General features: G+C 71.3%; 13 protein-coding genes. 8 read left to right on the top strand and 5 right to left on the bottom strand.

The genetic code is table 11. From position 1 onward, the window contains the following. Window position 1 precedes the first annotated feature (1 nt). Complete coding sequence (locus ACZ6ZR_RS01870; RefSeq protein ID WP_465638325.1) at window positions 2-433, bottom strand: YciI family protein; 432 nt, start codon at window positions 431-433, stop codon at window positions 2-4. 201 nt (window positions 434-634) lie between these two features. On the opposite strand from ACZ6ZR_RS01870, the gene ACZ6ZR_RS01875 reads away from it, so the two are divergent. From ACZ6ZR_RS01875 to ACZ6ZR_RS01895, 5 genes are all read left to right on the top strand, one after another. Beyond that, entirely contained in the window at window positions 635-2,287 is a 1,653-nt protein-coding gene (locus ACZ6ZR_RS01875) for a glycoside hydrolase family 13 protein (RefSeq protein WP_465638327.1), read from the top strand. Window positions 2,288-2,394: 107 nt separating this feature from the next. Further along, complete coding sequence (locus ACZ6ZR_RS01880; protein WP_465638329.1) at window positions 2,395-3,498, top strand: hypothetical protein; 1,104 nt, start codon at window positions 2,395-2,397, stop codon at window positions 3,496-3,498. A 116-nt stretch (window positions 3,499-3,614) separates the two neighbouring features. Next, complete coding sequence (locus ACZ6ZR_RS01885; protein ID WP_465638330.1) at window positions 3,615-5,177, top strand: circularly permuted type 2 ATP-grasp protein; 1,563 nt, start codon at window positions 3,615-3,617, stop codon at window positions 5,175-5,177. Continuing rightward, window positions 5,174-6,148 carry an alpha-E domain-containing protein gene (locus tag ACZ6ZR_RS01890; protein ID WP_465638332.1) on the top strand — a complete coding sequence of 325 codons (975 nt, stop codon included), beginning with the start codon at window positions 5,174-5,176 and terminating at the stop codon, window positions 6,146-6,148. The genes ACZ6ZR_RS01885 and ACZ6ZR_RS01890 overlap by 4 nt, the downstream gene beginning before the upstream one ends. Window positions 6,149-6,153: 5 nt before the next feature. Beyond that, window positions 6,154-6,996 (top strand): transglutaminase family protein, encoded by an 843-nt coding sequence (locus ACZ6ZR_RS01895; RefSeq protein ID WP_465638334.1) that lies wholly within the window; start codon window positions 6,154-6,156, stop codon window positions 6,994-6,996. 71 nt (window positions 6,997-7,067) lie between these two features. On the opposite strand, the gene ACZ6ZR_RS01900 is transcribed toward ACZ6ZR_RS01895, so the two are convergent. The 3 genes from ACZ6ZR_RS01900 to ACZ6ZR_RS01910 form a co-directional block, all read right to left on the bottom strand. Beyond that, on the bottom strand, window positions 7,068-8,345 hold the full coding sequence (locus tag ACZ6ZR_RS01900; protein ID WP_465638336.1) for a M23 family metallopeptidase: 1,278 nt from the start codon (window positions 8,343-8,345) through the stop codon (window positions 7,068-7,070). Window positions 8,346-8,360: 15 nt separating this feature from the next. Then, a complete protein-coding gene (dacB, locus tag ACZ6ZR_RS01905; RefSeq protein ID WP_465638338.1) occupies window positions 8,361-9,935 on the bottom strand; it encodes a D-alanyl-D-alanine carboxypeptidase/D-alanyl-D-alanine endopeptidase in 1,575 nt (524 codons plus the stop codon). Between the two features lie 166 nt (window positions 9,936-10,101). After that, window positions 10,102-10,521, bottom strand: a complete 420-nt coding sequence (locus tag ACZ6ZR_RS01910) for an ester cyclase (protein WP_465638340.1) — start codon at window positions 10,519-10,521, stop codon at window positions 10,102-10,104. A 74-nt stretch (window positions 10,522-10,595) separates the two neighbouring features. On the opposite strand from ACZ6ZR_RS01910, the gene ACZ6ZR_RS01915 reads away from it, so the two are divergent. Together ACZ6ZR_RS01915 and ACZ6ZR_RS01920 are read left to right on the top strand one after the other, a co-directional pair. Then, window positions 10,596-11,207 carry a PadR family transcriptional regulator gene (locus tag ACZ6ZR_RS01915; RefSeq protein ID WP_465638342.1) on the top strand — a complete coding sequence of 204 codons (612 nt, stop codon included), beginning with the start codon at window positions 10,596-10,598 and terminating at the stop codon, window positions 11,205-11,207. A gap of 22 nt (window positions 11,208-11,229) precedes the next feature. Beyond that, window positions 11,230-12,210 (top strand): NADPH:quinone reductase, encoded by a 981-nt coding sequence (locus ACZ6ZR_RS01920; RefSeq protein ID WP_465638344.1) that lies wholly within the window; start codon window positions 11,230-11,232, stop codon window positions 12,208-12,210. A gap of 154 nt (window positions 12,211-12,364) precedes the next feature. Here the strand turns inward: ACZ6ZR_RS01920 and ACZ6ZR_RS01925 are convergent, their stop codons facing one another. Next, window positions 12,365-13,810, bottom strand: coding sequence for a non-reducing end alpha-L-arabinofuranosidase family hydrolase (locus ACZ6ZR_RS01925; protein ID WP_465638346.1), 1,446 nt, complete (start codon window positions 13,808-13,810; stop codon window positions 12,365-12,367). A 719-nt stretch (window positions 13,811-14,529) separates the two neighbouring features. Here ACZ6ZR_RS01925 and ACZ6ZR_RS01930 point away from each other — a divergent pair. Further along, window positions 14,530-15,933: a glycoside hydrolase family 43 protein gene (locus ACZ6ZR_RS01930; RefSeq protein ID WP_465638348.1), complete on the top strand. Its 1,404-nt coding sequence runs from the start codon at window positions 14,530-14,532 to the stop codon at window positions 15,931-15,933. Window positions 15,934-16,292 lie beyond the last annotated feature (359 nt).

The following is a 16,292-nucleotide window of genomic DNA, read 5'->3' on the forward strand; positions in this document are numbered from 1 at the left end:
TTCACCCCGCCGACCCGTGGCAGTCCAGGTCGGCGTCGACGGGCGGCGCGGACATGAACGGGCGCAGCTCCAGCCACTCGTGGATCGGCTTCCCGTCCTTGCCGGGCGCGGCCGACAGCTCGCCGGCCAGCTCCAGCGCCCGCTCGTAACTGTCCACGTCGATCACCATCCAGCCGGCGATCAGGTCCTTGGTCTCGGCGAACGGGCCGTCGGTGACGGGCGGCCTGCCCTCTCCGTCGTAGCGGACCCAGGTGCCCTCGGGCGCGAGCGCCTGGGCGTCGACGAACTCGCCGGTCTGCTCCAGCTTGGCGGCGAAGTCCCGCATGTACTGGATGTGGGCGGTGATCTCCTCGGGCGTCCAGTGCTCCATCGCCACGAAGTTGGCCGGCGCCGGGGCGCCGCGGTAGTGCTTGAGCAGCAGGTACTTGGCCATGATCGCTTCTCCTCCGTACGGTGTGGCGGGCCCATTCTGGCCGCGCTCACCCCTGGGACGGAGCCGGACACGGCTTCTCGACATCCCGGGCGAGATTCTTTTTCGGGGTTTCTCCGGAAGTTGTTGCGCGGGCCCCGCCGGGCCCGGAGCCTGGGAGACGGGCCGCCGCGCCGGAGCGGGCCGATAGGAGGTCGGTACCGCATGACCGGTCACGAGGCCCGCCCGTGGTGGCGGGACGCCGTCGTCTACCAGATCTACCCGCGCAGCTTCGCCGACGGGAACGGCGACGGGGTCGGCGACCTCGCCGGGATCCGTCACCGCCTGGCCCACCTGGTGGAGCTCGGCGTGGACGCGCTCTGGACCTCGCCGTGGTACGTCTCCCCGATGGCCGACGGCGGTTACGACGTGGCCGACCACCGCGACGTGGACCCGCTGTTCGGCACGCTGGCGGAGGCCGAGGCCCTGATCGGCGAGGTCCACCGGGCCGGTCTGCGGATCATCGTCGACCTGGTGCCCAACCACGTCTCCGGCCAACACCCGTGGTTCCGCGCGGCGTTGGCCGCCGGGCCCGGCTCGCCGGAACGTGCGCGCTTCCACTTCCGCCCCGGTAGGGGCGCGGACGGCGAGCTGCCCCCGAACGACTGGACCTCCTACTTCAGCGGCCCGGCCTGGCACCGCGTCACCGACCCGGACGGCACCGAGGGGGAGTGGTACCTCCACCTCTTCGCACCCGAGCAGCCCGACCTGAACTGGGAACACCCGGACGTACGGGCCGACTTCGAGCACACCCTGCGCTTCTGGCTGGACCGCGGCGTCGACGGCTTCCGGATCGACGTCACCGACGCCCTGGTCAAGGAGGCCGGACTCCCCGACGCCGCCGACCACCGGCCCGGCACCCCGCTGCCCTGGGCCGACCAGCCCGGGGTGCACGAGATCTACCGCTCCTGGCGCCGCCTGACCGACTCCTACCCGGGCGGGCGGATGTTCGTCGGTGAGCTGTGGAGCCCGGACCCCGAGCGCTTCGCCCGCTACCTGCGCTCCGACGAGCTGCACACCGCGTTCAACTTCCCCTTCCTCCAGGCCCCTTGGGACGCCGAGGGGATGCGCGGGGTGATCGACCGGACACTGGCCATGCACGCCCGGGTCGGCGCGGCGGCCACCTGGGTGCTCTCCAACCACGACACCACCCGGCACGTCACCCGCTACGGCCGCCGCGACACCGCCTTCGCCTTCGACGGCGGGACGCGGTACGCCAGCCCCGTCGACCTGCGGCTGGGCACCCGCCGGGCCCGGGCGGCCGCCCTGCTCTCGCTGGCCCTGCCCGGCAGTGCCTACGTCTACCAGGGCGAGGAGCTCGGCCTGTGGGAGGTGGAGGACCTGCCCGCCGCCGTGCGGCAGGATCCGACGCTCCATCAGTCCGGGCAGACCGACCCGGGCCGCGACGGCTGCCGCGTCCCCCTCCCGTGGTCGGGCGACGCCCCGCCGTTCGCCTTCACCCCGCCCGGCGCCGCGAGCCCGCCGTGGCTGCCCCAGCCCGGCGAGTGGAAGGACCTCACGGTCGCCGCCCAGACCGGTGACCCGTCCTCGATGCTGGAGCTCTACCGCACCGCCCTGCGCCTGCGCCGCACCGAGCCCGGCCTCGGCGACGGCCCGCTCGCCTGGCTCCCCACCACCCCCGACGTCCTCGCCTTCACCCGCCCCGGCGGTTTCACCTGCGTGGTCAACCTCTCCGCGGAGCCCGTCCCCCTGCCGCCCCACGAGGCCGTCCTGCTCGCCAGCTCCCCGCTCGACGGCGCCCTCCTCCCGGCCGACACCGCCGCCTGGCTCCGGAGCGTGGCGCAGGCGGGCGGATGAGTCCTCGCGGATGAACACGTGCGTCGGGCCCTGTCTCGACGGACGGGGCCCGACAGTGCCGCCGCGATTGCCTAGTGCCGTGCCCGGCACTAGGAGGGCAGTGCGTCGTGCCCGGATGGCTGCCCGGTGTGCCGGGCGGTTCGGCCGTCGCTCCTGCGTACGCTGCCGTTTCCGGTGTGACGGCGACGGCGACGGGAGCGGGAGTGCACGAGCATCACGACACCGAACGTCAGCGTCGGCCGGCCGGCCTTCCGTCGGCCGACGGGCGTCAACCGGGCGGTGTGCACCCGTTGTTGGCCCTGCAGCGCTCGGCGGGGAACGTCGCCGTCAACCGCCTCGTCGCCCAGCGCATGGATCCGCCCACTTCGGTGACCTCCACGACGTCGACGGGAGGGCAGCAGACCTCGGGCTGGGAGGACGCCGACAGCTTGGACGCGGAACACAAGCTGGGGATCGCCGCACAGTTGCAGGACGAATTCCGAGTGGGATTCCTGGCTGGGCTGACCGCGGAGTTCCCCGAACTGGCCGGTGCCGTCCTGCGACCCAGCCTGGGCGGGGGTGCGGCGGTGGCCGCGCTGCACTACCACCGGCCGGTCCAGGACCTCGACATGCGCCTTGAGGTCGTCCCGCCCGAAGGGGTGACCGTGACGAAGGAGCACCGGGGGTGGCTGCTCGACGCCCTTGTCGAACGGCTGGGCGGGAAGAAGGTCGAGGTCGGGAGAGGAGAGCCCACCACGGTCAGGGGGCGGTTCGGGGACGCCGAGGTCAGCGTGACGCTGGTGCGCAACTACGAGACGGTGAACCGGGATCGGCCCGGCGGGCCGTCGCTGGTCGTACGGGAGGAGAAGCAGCTCTTCCTGGACAAGATCGAAGCGTTGATCAGTCGTGAGCGCTCGGCCGAGCCGGGGAACGGGTGGAAGGAGAAGGTGAAGCGGGACTCCTCGGACATCAACGACCTCTACGAGAACGTCCTGCGCCGCGACCTGTCCGATGTCGCGCGGCTGCCGGTGGTGAAGTGGAAGACCTTCGTCAGCAACTTCAAGAACGCCGCCGGCAAGCACGGGAAGACGCTGACGGACGGGGCCCGGCTGAAGGAGATCAGCCGTAGCCTGGAGGACGCGTGGAAGAAGGCGGTCCAGCCCGCCACCTCCAAGCCGGCGGTGGAGCCGGAGCCGGAGCCGGAGACTCCCGGATCGGACCAGGAGGCCTGAGGCAGGGCCGCGCGGACCTGACGGGGAGACAGCCACATTGCTCCTGTACCGGGGTGAGGTGACATAGGTCGTGCGGTAGTGGCGCGAGTGAAACAAACCGGCCATACCGTTTTGCTATGGCCGACATTTTCGACTCGTACACGACAGCGGGCGCGTGGGATGAGATGTTCGAGCGTCCCGGGGTGGTGCGACCGGCCTACGAGGCCGTCTTCGCCGCCCTGAGCCCGCTGGACTCCCTCGAACTTCGGTACCGCACCGACCACATGGCCCGGGCCTTCACCGACCGGGGCGTGACCTACTCCTACGGGGGTGAGGAGCGTCCCTTCCCGCTCGACCTGGTGCCACGTCTGCTCGACGCCGTCGAGTGGGACCGGCTGAGCCGGGGGGTCAGGCAGCGCGTGCTCGCGCTGGAGGCCTTCCTCGCCGACGCCTACGGCGCGCAGCGGGTCTTCGCCGACGGCGTGGTGCCCTACCGACTGCTGTACTCCTCGCCGCACTTCCACCGGGCGGCGCACGGCATCGAGCCGCCGAACGGGGTCCGCATCCACGTCTCCGGGATCGACCTGGTCCGCGACGAGGAGGGCCGGTTCCGGGTGCTGGAGGACAACGTCCGTGTGCCGTCCGGTGTTTCGTACGTGATCGAGAACCGTCGGGTGATGACCCGGACCTTTCCTTCCCTCTTCGCCGAGCAGCCCGTCCGCCCGGTGGACGAGTACCCGCAGCGCCTCCTGGGCGCCCTCCGGGCCTGCGCCCCCGAGGGCGTGACCGATCCGGTCGTGGTCGTGCTCACCCCCGGGTTGGCGAACGCCGCCTACTTCGAACACGCCCTGCTGGCACGGCTGATGGGCGTCCAGCTGGTCGAGGGCCGCGACCTGGTGTGCTCCGGCAACCAGGTGCGGATGCGCACCACCCGGGGCGAGAGCCCGGTCCACGTGATCTACCGGCGGCTCGACGACGACTTCCTGGATCCGCTGCACTTCCGGCCGGACTCGCTGATCGGCGTGCCGGGCATCCTCTCCGCCGCGCGCGCGGGCAACGTCACCCTCGCCAACGCCGTGGGCAACGGCATCGCCGACGACAAGCTGCTCTACACCTACGTCCCCGACCTGATCCGCTACTACCTCGGGGAGGAGCCGCTGCTGCCGAACGTGGAGACGATCCGCCCGGAGGAGCCGGGCCGGCTGGAGGAGGTCCTGGACCGGCTGGACCGGCTGGTGCTCAAGCCCGTCGACGGGGCGGGCGGCCAGGGCATCGTGATCGGCCCGCAGGCGGACCGGCGCACGCTCGACCGGCTGGCCGCGCAGGTGAGGGCGTGCCCGCGCAGCTGGATCGCCCAACGCCCGGTCGCGCTCTCCACCTCACCGACCCTGAGCCGCGGCGCCGACGGCCGGGACGACCTCGCACCGCGCCACATCGACCTGCGGCCGTTCGCCGTCCACGACGGCAGCGACGTCTGGCTGCTCCCCGGCGGGCTGACCAGAGTGGCGCTGGGCGAGGGCAACCTGATCGTCAACTCCAGCCAGGGCGGCGGTTCCAAGGACACCTGGGTGATGGCGGCCGGTGCTCCGCCGAGCCGGACCGTCGGCCGACGGCCCAGCCCCGTACGCAAAGTGGTCCCACGCCAGTTCGGCCCCGGCGGTCTGCCCGGTGGCCTGCCCCACGAGGAGGCGCAGCAGTGATCACCACCACCACCGACACCATGCTCTCCCGGATCGCCGAGTCGCTGTTCTGGCTCGGCCGCTACGTGGAACGCGCCGACGACACGGCGCGCATCCTGGACGCCTACCTGCACCGGCTGTTGGACGACCCGTGGAGCGGCGAGGACGCCGCCTGCCGCTCGCTGCACGCCATCCTCGGCGTGTCCGTACCGGCCGGGCGGCAGTGCGACATGGACTCGGTGCTGTCCCGGCTGGCCTTCGACGCGGCCAGCCCCGGTTCCATCGAGGGCGCGCTCGCGGCCGCCCGGCAGAACGCTCTGACGGCGCGTGACGTGGTCTCCACCGAGATGTGGGAGACCCTCAACTCGACCTGGCACCAGCTCGCGGAGCGCCGCCGCGCCGCACGCCGCACCGGGCCGGACGCCTACCTCGGGCTGGTCCGGCGTCAGGCCGCGCTGTTCTTCGGGCTCGCCGACTCCACCATGAGCCGTGACGACGGCTGGCGCTTCGTCGTCCTCGGGCGGAGCCTGGAGCGGGTCGACATGACCGCCCGGCTGCTCTCCGTCCAGGTGCTGGCGGCCGGCCAGGCTCCGGACTGGCCCACCCTGCTCAGCGCGAGCGGGGCCGAGGAGGCCTTCGTCCGCGTCCGCGGGGCCGGCAGCGACCCGGCCGAGGTGGGGACCTTCCTGCTGCTCGACCGGGGGTTCCCGCGCTCCGTCCTGCACGCGCTGAACGCCGCCGAGGAGTGCCTCACCGAGCTCGGCGACGGCGCGCCCTCCTGGCAGCGGCCCGAGCCCGCGCGGCTGGCCGTGGGCCGGATGCGCACCAGGCTGGAGTACCTCTCCACCTCCGAACTGGACCGGCTGCCAGCCCTGTTGAACGAACTCCAGCTCGCCTGTGGCGAGGCCACCCGGGCCGTCTCCGAACGCTACTTCCCCTGCGGTGGCCCGATCGAGTGGTCGCACCAGTCCGAGATCCGAGAGGCGGTGTGACCGCGATGGCCAGCCGACTGAGGATTCGCCACGAGACCCGGGTGGGATACCCGAGCCCGGCCGGCTCCTCCTACAACGAGCTGCGGATGAGCCCGCTCACGCTACCCAGCCAGACGGTTCTGGACTCACGGGTGGACGTGAGCCCGAGCACGTCGCTGTGGACCTACTGGGACTACTGGGGCACCCAGGTCACCGTGTTCGACCTGCCCGAATCGCACACCACGCTCGCCCTGACGGCGACCAGCCTGGTCGAGACCGTACCGCCGGCCGCGCTGCCCACACCGCTCGGCCGGGCCGAGATCACCGCACGGTCGGCCGACACCCGGCTGAACGAGTACCTCGCCGGGACGCCGCGCACCACGGTGAGCCCGGAACTCGTGGCGCTGGCCGGCGAGACCGCCTCGGGCCTGGACGCCCACCAGGCCGCGGCGGCCCTCACCGACCTGGTCAGGGAACGGGTCGCCTACACCCAGGGGACCACCGGGGTGCACAGCGGAGCACAGGACGCCTGGGACCAACGGGCGGGCGTCTGCCAGGACTTCGCCCACCTCACCGCCGCCCTGCTGCGCGCGGCCGGCATCCCGGCCCGGTACGTCTCCGGCTACCTGCACCCCTCGCCGGACGCCGAACCGGACCGGCCGGTCGCCGGTGAGAGCCACGCCTGGGTCGAGTACTGGTCGGGCGACTGGACCGGCCACGACCCGACCAACGGCACCCGCCCCGGCGAGTCCCACGTCATCGTCGCGCGCGGGCGCGAGTACGGCGACGTCCCCCCGCACAAGGGCGTCTACCGCGGCACCCCGGGCGAACTCCCGCAGGTGCGCGTGGAGTTCACCCGCCTCTCCTGAACCGGACCGGGTAACGAGCGGACGCTCAGGGGCCGGTCCCGCAGCGGCGGAGACCGGCCCCCGAGTCACGGTCAGAAGTGCAGCACCTCGCGGTCCAGCGGGTACTTTGCGCGGTGCGGGCCCTCGTAGGGCGAGGGGGTGATCGGCAGGACACCGGTCGGCTGGGTGCCCAGGTTGTCGTCCCAGAGCCGGGGTTCGACCTGTCCGAGGACGCGGAACTCCCGGAAGGTGAACGGCGGGCTGTCGGTGGGGAAGAACTCGGCCGTGGTCATCACCTGGAAGTGCAGGTGCGGGGTGGTGGAGTTGCCGCTGTTGCCGATCAGCCCGAGCTCCTGGCCGGGCTCGACGCAGTCGCCCTCCTTGACCCGGAGCGAGCCGGGCTGCAGGTGGCCGTAGAGCAGGAAGCGGCCCGGCGCGACCTCCAGGGTGATGTGGTTGCCGGTGGTGTCCCCGATCGGCGGGACCGGCGGCGTGTGCGGCGGCGTGTTGTCCGGGACGCCGTCCTGGACCTCCACCACCCGGCCGCGGGCCGAGGCCAGCACCGGCTGACGGTAGCTCAGGTAGCTGTCGAGCCGGGCGGGGTCGCCGGCCCAGGTCTCGCCCTGCCAGCCGACCCGGTACCAGTCGATCGCGAAGCGCTGCGGTACGTAGAACTGCCCGTTGATCGGGGCGAAGCCGCGCCGGTGGTGGGTGTTGCCGCAGCACGACTCGCTGGCGAACCAGGCGCCCGGGGCGACCGGCGCGGCCAGGTCCAGGGGCGCGGTGCGGCCGAGCGGGGTGGTCCGCACCGTCTCCTCGAACGGGGTGGCGCCGGAGGGGGAGAGGACGGCGCCGGTGAGGTGGTGCTCGACGGCCTCGGGCGCGGGACGGCCGCCGTCGAGGGTGAAGTCCAGCCAGATGACCCACTGTTGGGAGCCCTGGAGGACGGTCGGCATCGGCGGAGGCGGCGGCGGGGTGTACGCGTCCGCCCCCGGAAGCGGGTCGCCGACCGGGTTGGCGGCCGCGGCCAGCTCCTCGCCGCTCAGCGAGCCGAGCACCTGGTGGGTGCGGGCGTCCTGGACGTCGACCCGGTCCAGCCGCACCTGCGCGCGGCTGGACAGCGCGTTGGTGGCGAGCAGTTCGTAGGAGAGGTGGGTCCGGCCGTCGGTGGCCTCGAACGGTGTGGGTTCGGTCAGCACGGACGCCGTCAGCGGGGTGAACTGGGTGGTGGGCGGCAGGGCCCTCGGGGCGGCTCCGGCCACCGGCGTGGCCGCCGCCAGCAGGACGGCCGCCGCGAGGGAGGCGGTGCCGAGGCCGTGGCGCCGCAGCGTGCGGACGGCTCGGGTGGGGGAGGGAGTGGGTGCTGCCATGGTGCTGCTCCGTTCTCAGCGGGCGGCCTGCTCCTGGAGCAGTGCCGCGATCCGGGCGACGTCCGCGACGGTCTCGATGAGGCCCTCGATGTCGGGCGCGGAGGCCCCGTTGACGCCCACGAAGAAGGTGTGCAGGCACCCGTCGCGGGTCTCCAGGTAGCCGCCGAGGGCCTGCGCGCCGATCGCGAGCCGCTGGTTGACGGCGTCGAAGCCGGCCACCGTGCCGGGCTTGGCGAACACCTTGCCCTTGGCCGCGCAGTCGGGGCAGAACGGGGCGAGGCTGCCGTCCACGCCGAGGATCGGCAGGGCGTGCCGGAAGCGCTCGGCCTCGGGGGTGGAGAGCCAGTACTTGAGCACCTCGTTGACCGCGCGCGGGGTGACCCGGTCGACCGGGTTGCCGCCGCGGCCGTCCAGCAGCTGCACCTGGGTGGGGTCGACCCCGGCCTGCTCCAGGAAGGACCGCAGCACCGGGAAGCCGTCGTCGCAGGCGTGGCCGCCGGTGGTCACCGCCATCAGGCAGATCCCCAGGTTGGCGCCGAGGTTGTGACTGACCTTCAGGATCAGCCGGGCGTACTCGGCGTAGGGCGGGGAGACGTACGCCGCGACCCGCGGCGCCCCGGCGTAGTCGGCGGGCAGGTCGCCGACCGGGTTCGGCCCGGTCGGCGGGGCGGTCACCGTGACCCCGGCCCGGGCGAGGGCCTCGATCAGGGCGGTGCGGCCGAAGGCGTTCGGGTCCTGCACCGAGGAGACCCGCAGCACCGGCCGGGCGTCGGCGGCGACGGTGCCCGAGAGGGTGATCCGGGTCCCGTCCGGCGAGGCGCCGACCTGGATGTCGGTCGGCCCGCCGGGCTCGACCGTCCGCACGGTCGAGGTCACCTGGTACGGCGCGACCTGCGGACGCCACATCAGCTCGGCCGCCTCGCCGGGGCGGGTGGGCGTGGCCAGCAGGTCGATCAGGTTGTCGTTGATGATCAGGGGAGTGGGCGCCGGGTCGAGGTTGGACTCGGCGGTGAACAGGCGCGGGTCGACGACGACGTCGCCGCGCACCTCGGTGATGCCCGACTCCCGTACCTGGGCCGCGATCCGGTCGAGCCCGGCGAGCGGGTCCTCGGGGGTGAGGGTGGCCCCCGGGAGGTCGTTGGCGTAGGTGTGGTCGGTGTCGGTGAAGGCGACCGAGCCGTCCGGCGCGGTGCGCCCACCCATCGTGAGGTCGCCCTGGGCGACCAGCGCGAGGACGCCGTCGAGGGCCGAACCGTCGCGGGTGCCGAGCGCGTGCACCGGGGTGGTGAAGCGGTGGTCGCTGCCCAGCGCGTGCCAGGTGCCCGAGACGCTGAAGAGCTTGGTCACCGAGCCGGGGATGAAGAACTGATCGGGCGTCAGCGCGTGGACGGTCTCCCCGCTCACCGGGTCCATCTCCAGCAGGCCCCACTGGCCGTGCCGGTACGCGGGCTTGTCCATCACGGCGTCGATCGCCGGGCCCAGGTCGGCGCGGGGATCCTGCACGGGCGCGGCAGCGGTCACGGCGGTGACCGCCAGCAGCGCGGCCCCCACCCGCAGTCGGACGTGTGCTCGACGGCTCTTCGGTCTCATGCGGTGCACCTAACGGCGAGTCAGCAAACCCGTCCAAACGGGCTCATTCCGCTCGCACCCTAGGCAACCCCCACCCCCGCCACCCCCACAGGCGGGGCCCCGACACCCGGAGCCCCACCGATCGGCCCAGTCAGTCCGGCGGTCAGGGCAGTTCGTACCTGCGCTCTCAAGGCGCGGGCACGGCACCGATCTGCTGCATCACCCCGAGGAGGTCGGGCTGGCCCCGCTCCTTGATGATCTTTCCGCCGGCCAGGTAGTAGAAGTTCATGGCCTGGACCGAGATGGTCCTTCCGCTGGCCGGGATTCCGAAGAACTCGCCCTGATGCGTCCCGCGCATGGTGAACCGGGCGGCGACCGTGTCGCCCTCGGTGACGGTCTCCTCCAGAGTCCACCGGACATCCGGGAACCCCGCGCGCATCATCGCGATCAGCTCCAGGTAGCCCTCAGGGCCCCGCAGCGGTTCCGCGTGGCTCGGCGCATGAAACTCGGCATCGGGGGCGATGACCTCACGGGCAAGGTCCTCGTCGGCTGTGTTGATGAACTCGACGAAGCGACTCATCACGGATTCGGTGGACTGCGGCGACATGTCCGCCCGCCTCTCTCTTCTTGCACTGCCCCTCGCAACGAGCGAGCGGAAGAACCACGGTACATCGTTTCGATGTGCACATCGAATCGATGTACGTGTGGGACGATAGGGACATGCTTGACCTAGCGATACTGGGCTTCCTGGCCGAGCGGCCTCTGCCCGGACATGAACTGCGCCGCCGACTCTCGGAGCTGACGGGCTACACCCGGCCGGTCAGCGACGGCAGTCTGTACCCGGCGATCAAGCGTCTCGCCGCGGCGGGCCTGCTGGAACGGCGTGCGGACCCGGCGGCGGGCCCGGCCCGCTACACACTGAGCGTGACCGACGCCGGGCGCGCCGACCTGCTGAAGCGGCTGCGCGCGCCCGCCGACCACGAGATCAGCGACTTCACGCGGTTCTTCACCGTACTGGCGTTCCTGTCCCTCCTGCCGGACGTCGCCGAACAGCACGCGGTGCTGCGGCGGCGACTGGAGTTCCTGGAGGAGCCGGCGAGCTTCTTCTACGACGGCGACCGGCCGCTGCGCGCCGAGGACATGACCGACCCCTACCGGCGCGGCATGCTGCTGACCGCCCGCGCCATCAGCAGCGCCGAACGGGCCTGGTTGCACCAGGTTCTGGACGGTGACCAGCCAGTCACCGCGGGCACCGGGACAGACCCCTCTACGCTTCGACGACCTGTGCGCTGACCAGCCCCGGAGGTAACCGCTCATGCTTGCGTCCTGGTACGACCGTCAGGGCCCCGCCGCCGACGTGCTGCGCGTCGGCGAGCTGCCCGACCCCACCCCCGGCCCCGGCGAGGTCCGCGTCCGCGTCACCGTCTCCGGTGTCAACCCCGGCGACACCAAGAAGCGGCGCGGCTGGCTCGGCTCCTCGATGCCCTACCCACGGGTGGTCCCGCACAGCGACGCCGCCGGAGTCGTCGACGCCGCGGGCGAGGGAGTCGACGAGCGCAGGGTCGGACAGCGGGTGTGGATCCACGGCGCCCAGTCCTACCGGCCCTTCGGCACGGCCGCCCAGTACACCGTCGTACCCGCCGGTCTGGCTGTTCCGCTGCCCGACCACCTCGGCGACGAGGTCGGCGCGGCCCTGGGCATCCCCGGCATCACCGCCCACCGCGCCGTGTTCGCCGACGGACCGGTCGACGGCAAGCTCGTGCTGGTGCACGGCGTTCTGGGCGGGGTCGGTTCCCTGGCCGCGCAGCTCGCCCGCTGGGGCGGGGCCAGGGTGATCGCCACTGTCCGGCGCGGCGCCGATCTCGCACAGGTCGATCCGGCCGTCGTGTCCCACGCCGTGGCCCTGGACCACGGGAACCCGGCGGCGGCGATCCGCGCGTACGCACCCGAGGGCGTGCACCGGATCGTCGAGGTGTCCCTGTCGGGCAACGCGGACCTCGACAACGCCGTGGCCGCGAACGGCGCGGTCATCGCCGCCTACGCGACGAGCGCGGACCGAACCGAGATCCCCTTCTGGCCGCTGCTGTTCAACAACGTCGTCCTGCGCCTGATCGGCAGCGACGACTTCCCCGAAGAGGCGAAACGCCAGGCAGCACGCGATCTGACCGCCGCGGCCGCCGTGGGCGCCCTGACCGTCCAAGTCGGCGACCGTTACGAACTGGCGGACATCGCCAAGGCCCACGACCGCGTCGACGCCGGCAGCCGCGGCCGCGTCCTGGTCACCCTCCCCCGGTGACCCCGCCCGTCGTTCACCACGCCCACGGGTGCGCCCCGCACTGCTCGGACGAGTTGCCGCCCGGCATCCTCACCTGCACCCCGGACCAAGGATGAGGAACCCCAGCCGATGTACGGCTGGGGTTCCTCATCGTGATCACCGTGGAGCAGGCGGCTCAGCGCTGCAGGGTGAGCAGGCCCGGCCGGTACGGCAGGGCCAGGTACTCGGTGCCCGCCGGGACGTTCTTGAGAAGGCCCTGGTAGAGGAACTGCAGGTTGCAGGGATCGATGGTCATGGTCTGGTCAGGATTGTCGCGGACCAGGTCACCGTGGCTGACGCCCTGGGCCCAGGTGGAACCGCTGTTGGCCTGGCCCGCGAAGGGGCTGCTCTCGCTGCCGGCCTGGACCGTCCACGGACCGTTCAGGCTGGAGGCGGTGAACGAGCGGAAGTAGCGGTTCGACCCCTGCGCCTCAACGATCATGAGGTACTGGTTCTGGCCCTTGACCTTGTAGACCTCCGGCGCCTCGAACAGGAGGTTCGCCGTGTCGCTCATGACCGTCGTGTACGAGGAGCCGAAGCTGCCGGGGAAGTTCCCGATCGGCATGCTCGCCCGGTAGATCTTGCCGTTGTCACCGGCGAAGAACAGGTACATGTTCTGGTCATCGGCGATCATGGTCGGGTCGATCGGGGCTTCCTTCTGGCCCTGGGGGCCATCGGGGAGGCTGCCGGTGAACAGCGGCTGTGCGGCGGACCAGCCGTTGGGGTTGGTGGGGTCGCTGGACGTGCGGTAGTAGAGCGGCCACTGACTCCACTGGGACACCATCACCCAGACGTTCTTGGGTGCGAAGTAGAACAGTTCGGGCGCCACCGCGGGCTGGTTCATCCCGGTCTGGGTGGCCGCTCCCATGTCCGACCAGTTCGTGAAGGGGCTGAACGCCGTCGAGCCCCACGACGTTCCGTTGGAGGTGGTCGCGTAGACCAGGTTCTTGCCGTTGTACTTCACGGTGGTGAAGTCCTTCAGCGCGAGCTGCCCGTTCGCCGGCTCCGCCAGCGGAGCCGTCGAGGTCCAGCGGTAGGTCGTCGGAAGAGCGCAGGCGCCGGTGGAGACGTCGGCGACGGGGACGAGTTGCCACTGCTGGTTGCCGCCGCCCCAGTCGGCGTACTGGACGATCTTGCCGCCGTCGGCGGTGGAGGCGCTCTGGACCTCAAGTGCCTTGCTGCTGTGGCGGTTCAGGAGGCGGACGTAGCCGTCGGCGGAGTCGGCGAGACGGAACTGCTGGTTGGTCGCGTTGAGGTCGCTCCACTGGACGATGTCGGTGCCGTCGGCGGAGGACCAGTTGTAGTTGTCCAGGACCTTGCCGGAGTTCCGGTTCTGCAGGCGGTAGTAGCCGCTCCCGGAGTCCAGGAAGCGCCACTGCTGGGCTTCGTTGTTGTTGCGGTTCCACTGGACGACGGGCGAACCGTCGGCGGTGGCGAAGTTGTAGTCGTCCAGCGCCTTGCCGCTGTTGCGGTTGACCAGCACGTACCACTTGCCGGTGTCGACCGAAGCCGCCGAGGCGGACGACGGGTTCACCATGGCCAGGAAGCCGGCCACGAAGACCATCGAGAGCAGGGCGGCCATCCGAGGCCGCCATCCTCGCTGTGTCGAGCTTCGCGGAGCTGTACCGAGAGCGTTCATCTGCACCCTCCTAGGGGCGACTTGGGCAGGGATCGGCCCTTCTCGGTGCGTGCGGAAACCGGGCACGGCGCGTCCGAGGCGGCGGCAAGGCGTGACCCCTGCGGGGTGGGGGCGCACCGGATCTGTGGCGCTTTGTTAGCGCTAACAATTTGAAAGTCGAACATCCGGCGTGCTGCACGGAGGAAACCATGGGGCATGAGGGGTCGTCAAGCACCCCGCCGAAACCCTCCCGTTGCTGAGGCGTCATCAGAAACCCGTCCCGTCAGGGATGTTGACGGGGCGGAGGTGAGCGCCTAAGCGCTTCGGTGCGACCGGTCTGATCGGCTGCCCCGGCCGGCGAATGGCTCTGGAGTGGGTCGGGTGCCGGGTTGCCGGTCCGGGCCCGGCCCTGTCGTGGTTCAGCCCTTGACGGTCAGGCGCCAGGCCTGGTTCTTCTTGGTGGCCAGGGCGCCGGCGGAGTCGCACGTCCACTGACATGGCCGGCGGCAACGACCTCTCCGCGTCCACCCAGGGTGGCGTCGTCGTACTCCTGGACGGCACCCTCGTGTCACGATCGGGTAACGGCGCGTCAGGTCTCTTGCCCGCCGAATTGTTAGCGTTAACACTCTCCCGACGGCGACCCAGCCGTTCCACCCGTGCCCGTACCGCCCCAGGGAGTCCCGATGAGCGCAGCCCCCCACCCGGCGCAGCCGTCCCGTCGCACCGTCCTCGGCCTGGCCGCCGCCACTCCCTTGGCGATGACCGGGGTGCTGAGCCTCGGCGCGGGCACCGCCCACGCGGCCGATGCGGCGTACGTGATGTGCTACTTCACCGAGTCGAACGACCTCGGTGCGGGTACCGACTACGGCCTCCACCTCGCGGTCAGCCGCGACGCGCTGGAGTGGACTCCGCTGAACCGGAACAACCCCGTCGCGATACCCACGGCGGGCGCCCTCGGCCTGCGCGACCCGTTCGTCCTGCGCAAGCAGGACGGCACCTTCGTCGTGCTCGCCACCGATCTCAAGGGCACCGACTGGAACTACAACAGCCAGTACATCCACGTCTGGGACTCGGTCGACCTGCGCACCTTCACCGGCTACCGGCGCCTCAAGTTGCACGGCATGGCCACCCACAGCTGGGCGCCCGAGTCGTTCTGGGACGCGGGCCGCGGCCAGTACGCGGTCCTCTACTCGGCGGTCAACGCCAGCGGCCACAACGTGATCATGGTGAACTACACCAGCGACTTCGTCACGGCCTCCGCCCCGCAGGTCTTCTTCGACCCCGGCTACGACGCCATCGACGCCACGATGACCGTCGGCGTGGGCGGCGTCAACTACATGTACTTCAAGAACAACGGGCAGGGGAAGCTGTACGGCACCAGGTCCACGTCGCTCACTCCCGGCAGCTTCACCGTCTTCGGCACCCCCACCGACCACGGCGGCACCGAGGCCCCGGCCATCGTGAAGTCGCTGACCTCGAACACCTGGTACATGTGGGGCGACACCTACACCCCCAACGGCGTCTTCTATGCCTGGCAGACCTCCGACCTCGCGGCCGGCACCTGGACCGCCCTCGACCAGAGGACCTACACCCAGCCGCTCAACTCCAAGCACTGCGGCATCACGACCATCACCGCCGCCGAGTACGACAACCTGCTCGCCAAGTGGGGCGCACCGGACTGGAACCGGCTCAAGTCCTACAACTTCCCGGACCGTTACGTCCGCCACGCCGACAACGTCGGCCGCATCGACGCGTACCCGTTCAACCCGTACACCGACTCCCTGTGGAAGCTGGTGCCCGGCCTCGCCGACAGCTCCGCCGTGTCCTTCCAGTCCGTCAACTACCCCACCCGCTACCTGCGGCACTACAACTACGAGCTGCGACTCGACGTCAACGACGGCACCTCGACCTTCGCGGCGGACGCGACCTTCCACCGCACGGCCGGCCTGGCGGACTCCACCTGGTCCTCCTTCCGCTCGCACAACTTCCCGACCCGCTACCTCCGGCACTCCAACTACGTCCTGCGCATCGACCCGATCTCGACGGCCACCGAACGGCAGGACGCGACCTTCCGCGTCGGTCACTGACCGGAGCGCCCTGCGCCGCCCGGCCGACGGACCGCGTTCGGCCCCGGGCGTGACGGAACGGCGGGACGGGGCCCCCGTCCCGCCGTTCCGCGTTTGCGGCCATGCAGTCCGGGTCGCCTTCGGCGTCGGACCGAGCGGACAGGGCCCGGCAGCAACGGCTCGATCCGCGCCCACTGCGCGTTGGTCAACGACACGGCCGGGGCCCTGCTTCTTCTCCCGCCACCAGGGCAGTGCTTTCGATGCGCGCTGCGGTAGGGCAGTTGGTTCGGGCACTGTTTTGGGCCATTCCCGTCAAAGTGTGCCGCTCCTGCGATCACTCTGTGTAGGTTTCCGATCCGGAAGGCGTCACTCTCCTTGGC

It is taken from the genome of Kitasatospora sp. NPDC088742 (assembly GCF_055584905.1).

Excerpts from the sequence above, each read along its gene's own strand:
- ACZ6ZR_RS01875 (WP_465638327.1), top strand. The coding sequence starts at position 635 with ATGACCGGTCACGAGGCCCGCCCGTGGTGGCGGGACGCCGTCGTCTAC.
- ACZ6ZR_RS01910 (WP_465638340.1), bottom strand. The coding sequence starts at position 10,521 with ATGTCGCCGCAGTCCACCGAATCCGTGATGAGTCGCTTCGTCGAGTTC.
- ACZ6ZR_RS01885 (WP_465638330.1), top strand. The coding sequence starts at position 3,615 with ATGGCCGACATTTTCGACTCGTACACGACAGCGGGCGCGTGGGATGAG.
- dacB (WP_465638338.1), bottom strand. The coding sequence starts at position 9,935 with ATGAGACCGAAGAGCCGTCGAGCACACGTCCGACTGCGGGTGGGGGCC.
- ACZ6ZR_RS01920 (WP_465638344.1), top strand. The coding sequence starts at position 11,230 with ATGCTTGCGTCCTGGTACGACCGTCAGGGCCCCGCCGCCGACGTGCTG.
- ACZ6ZR_RS01925 (WP_465638346.1), bottom strand. The coding sequence starts at position 13,810 with ATGGCCGCCCTGCTCTCGATGGTCTTCGTGGCCGGCTTCCTGGCCATG.
- ACZ6ZR_RS01900 (WP_465638336.1), bottom strand. The coding sequence starts at position 8,345 with ATGGCAGCACCCACTCCCTCCCCCACCCGAGCCGTCCGCACGCTGCGG.
- ACZ6ZR_RS01870 (WP_465638325.1), bottom strand. The coding sequence starts at position 433 with ATGGCCAAGTACCTGCTGCTCAAGCACTACCGCGGCGCCCCGGCGCCG.
- ACZ6ZR_RS01895 (WP_465638334.1), top strand. The coding sequence starts at position 6,154 with ATGGCCAGCCGACTGAGGATTCGCCACGAGACCCGGGTGGGATACCCG.
- ACZ6ZR_RS01930 (WP_465638348.1), top strand. The coding sequence starts at position 14,530 with ATGAGCGCAGCCCCCCACCCGGCGCAGCCGTCCCGTCGCACCGTCCTC.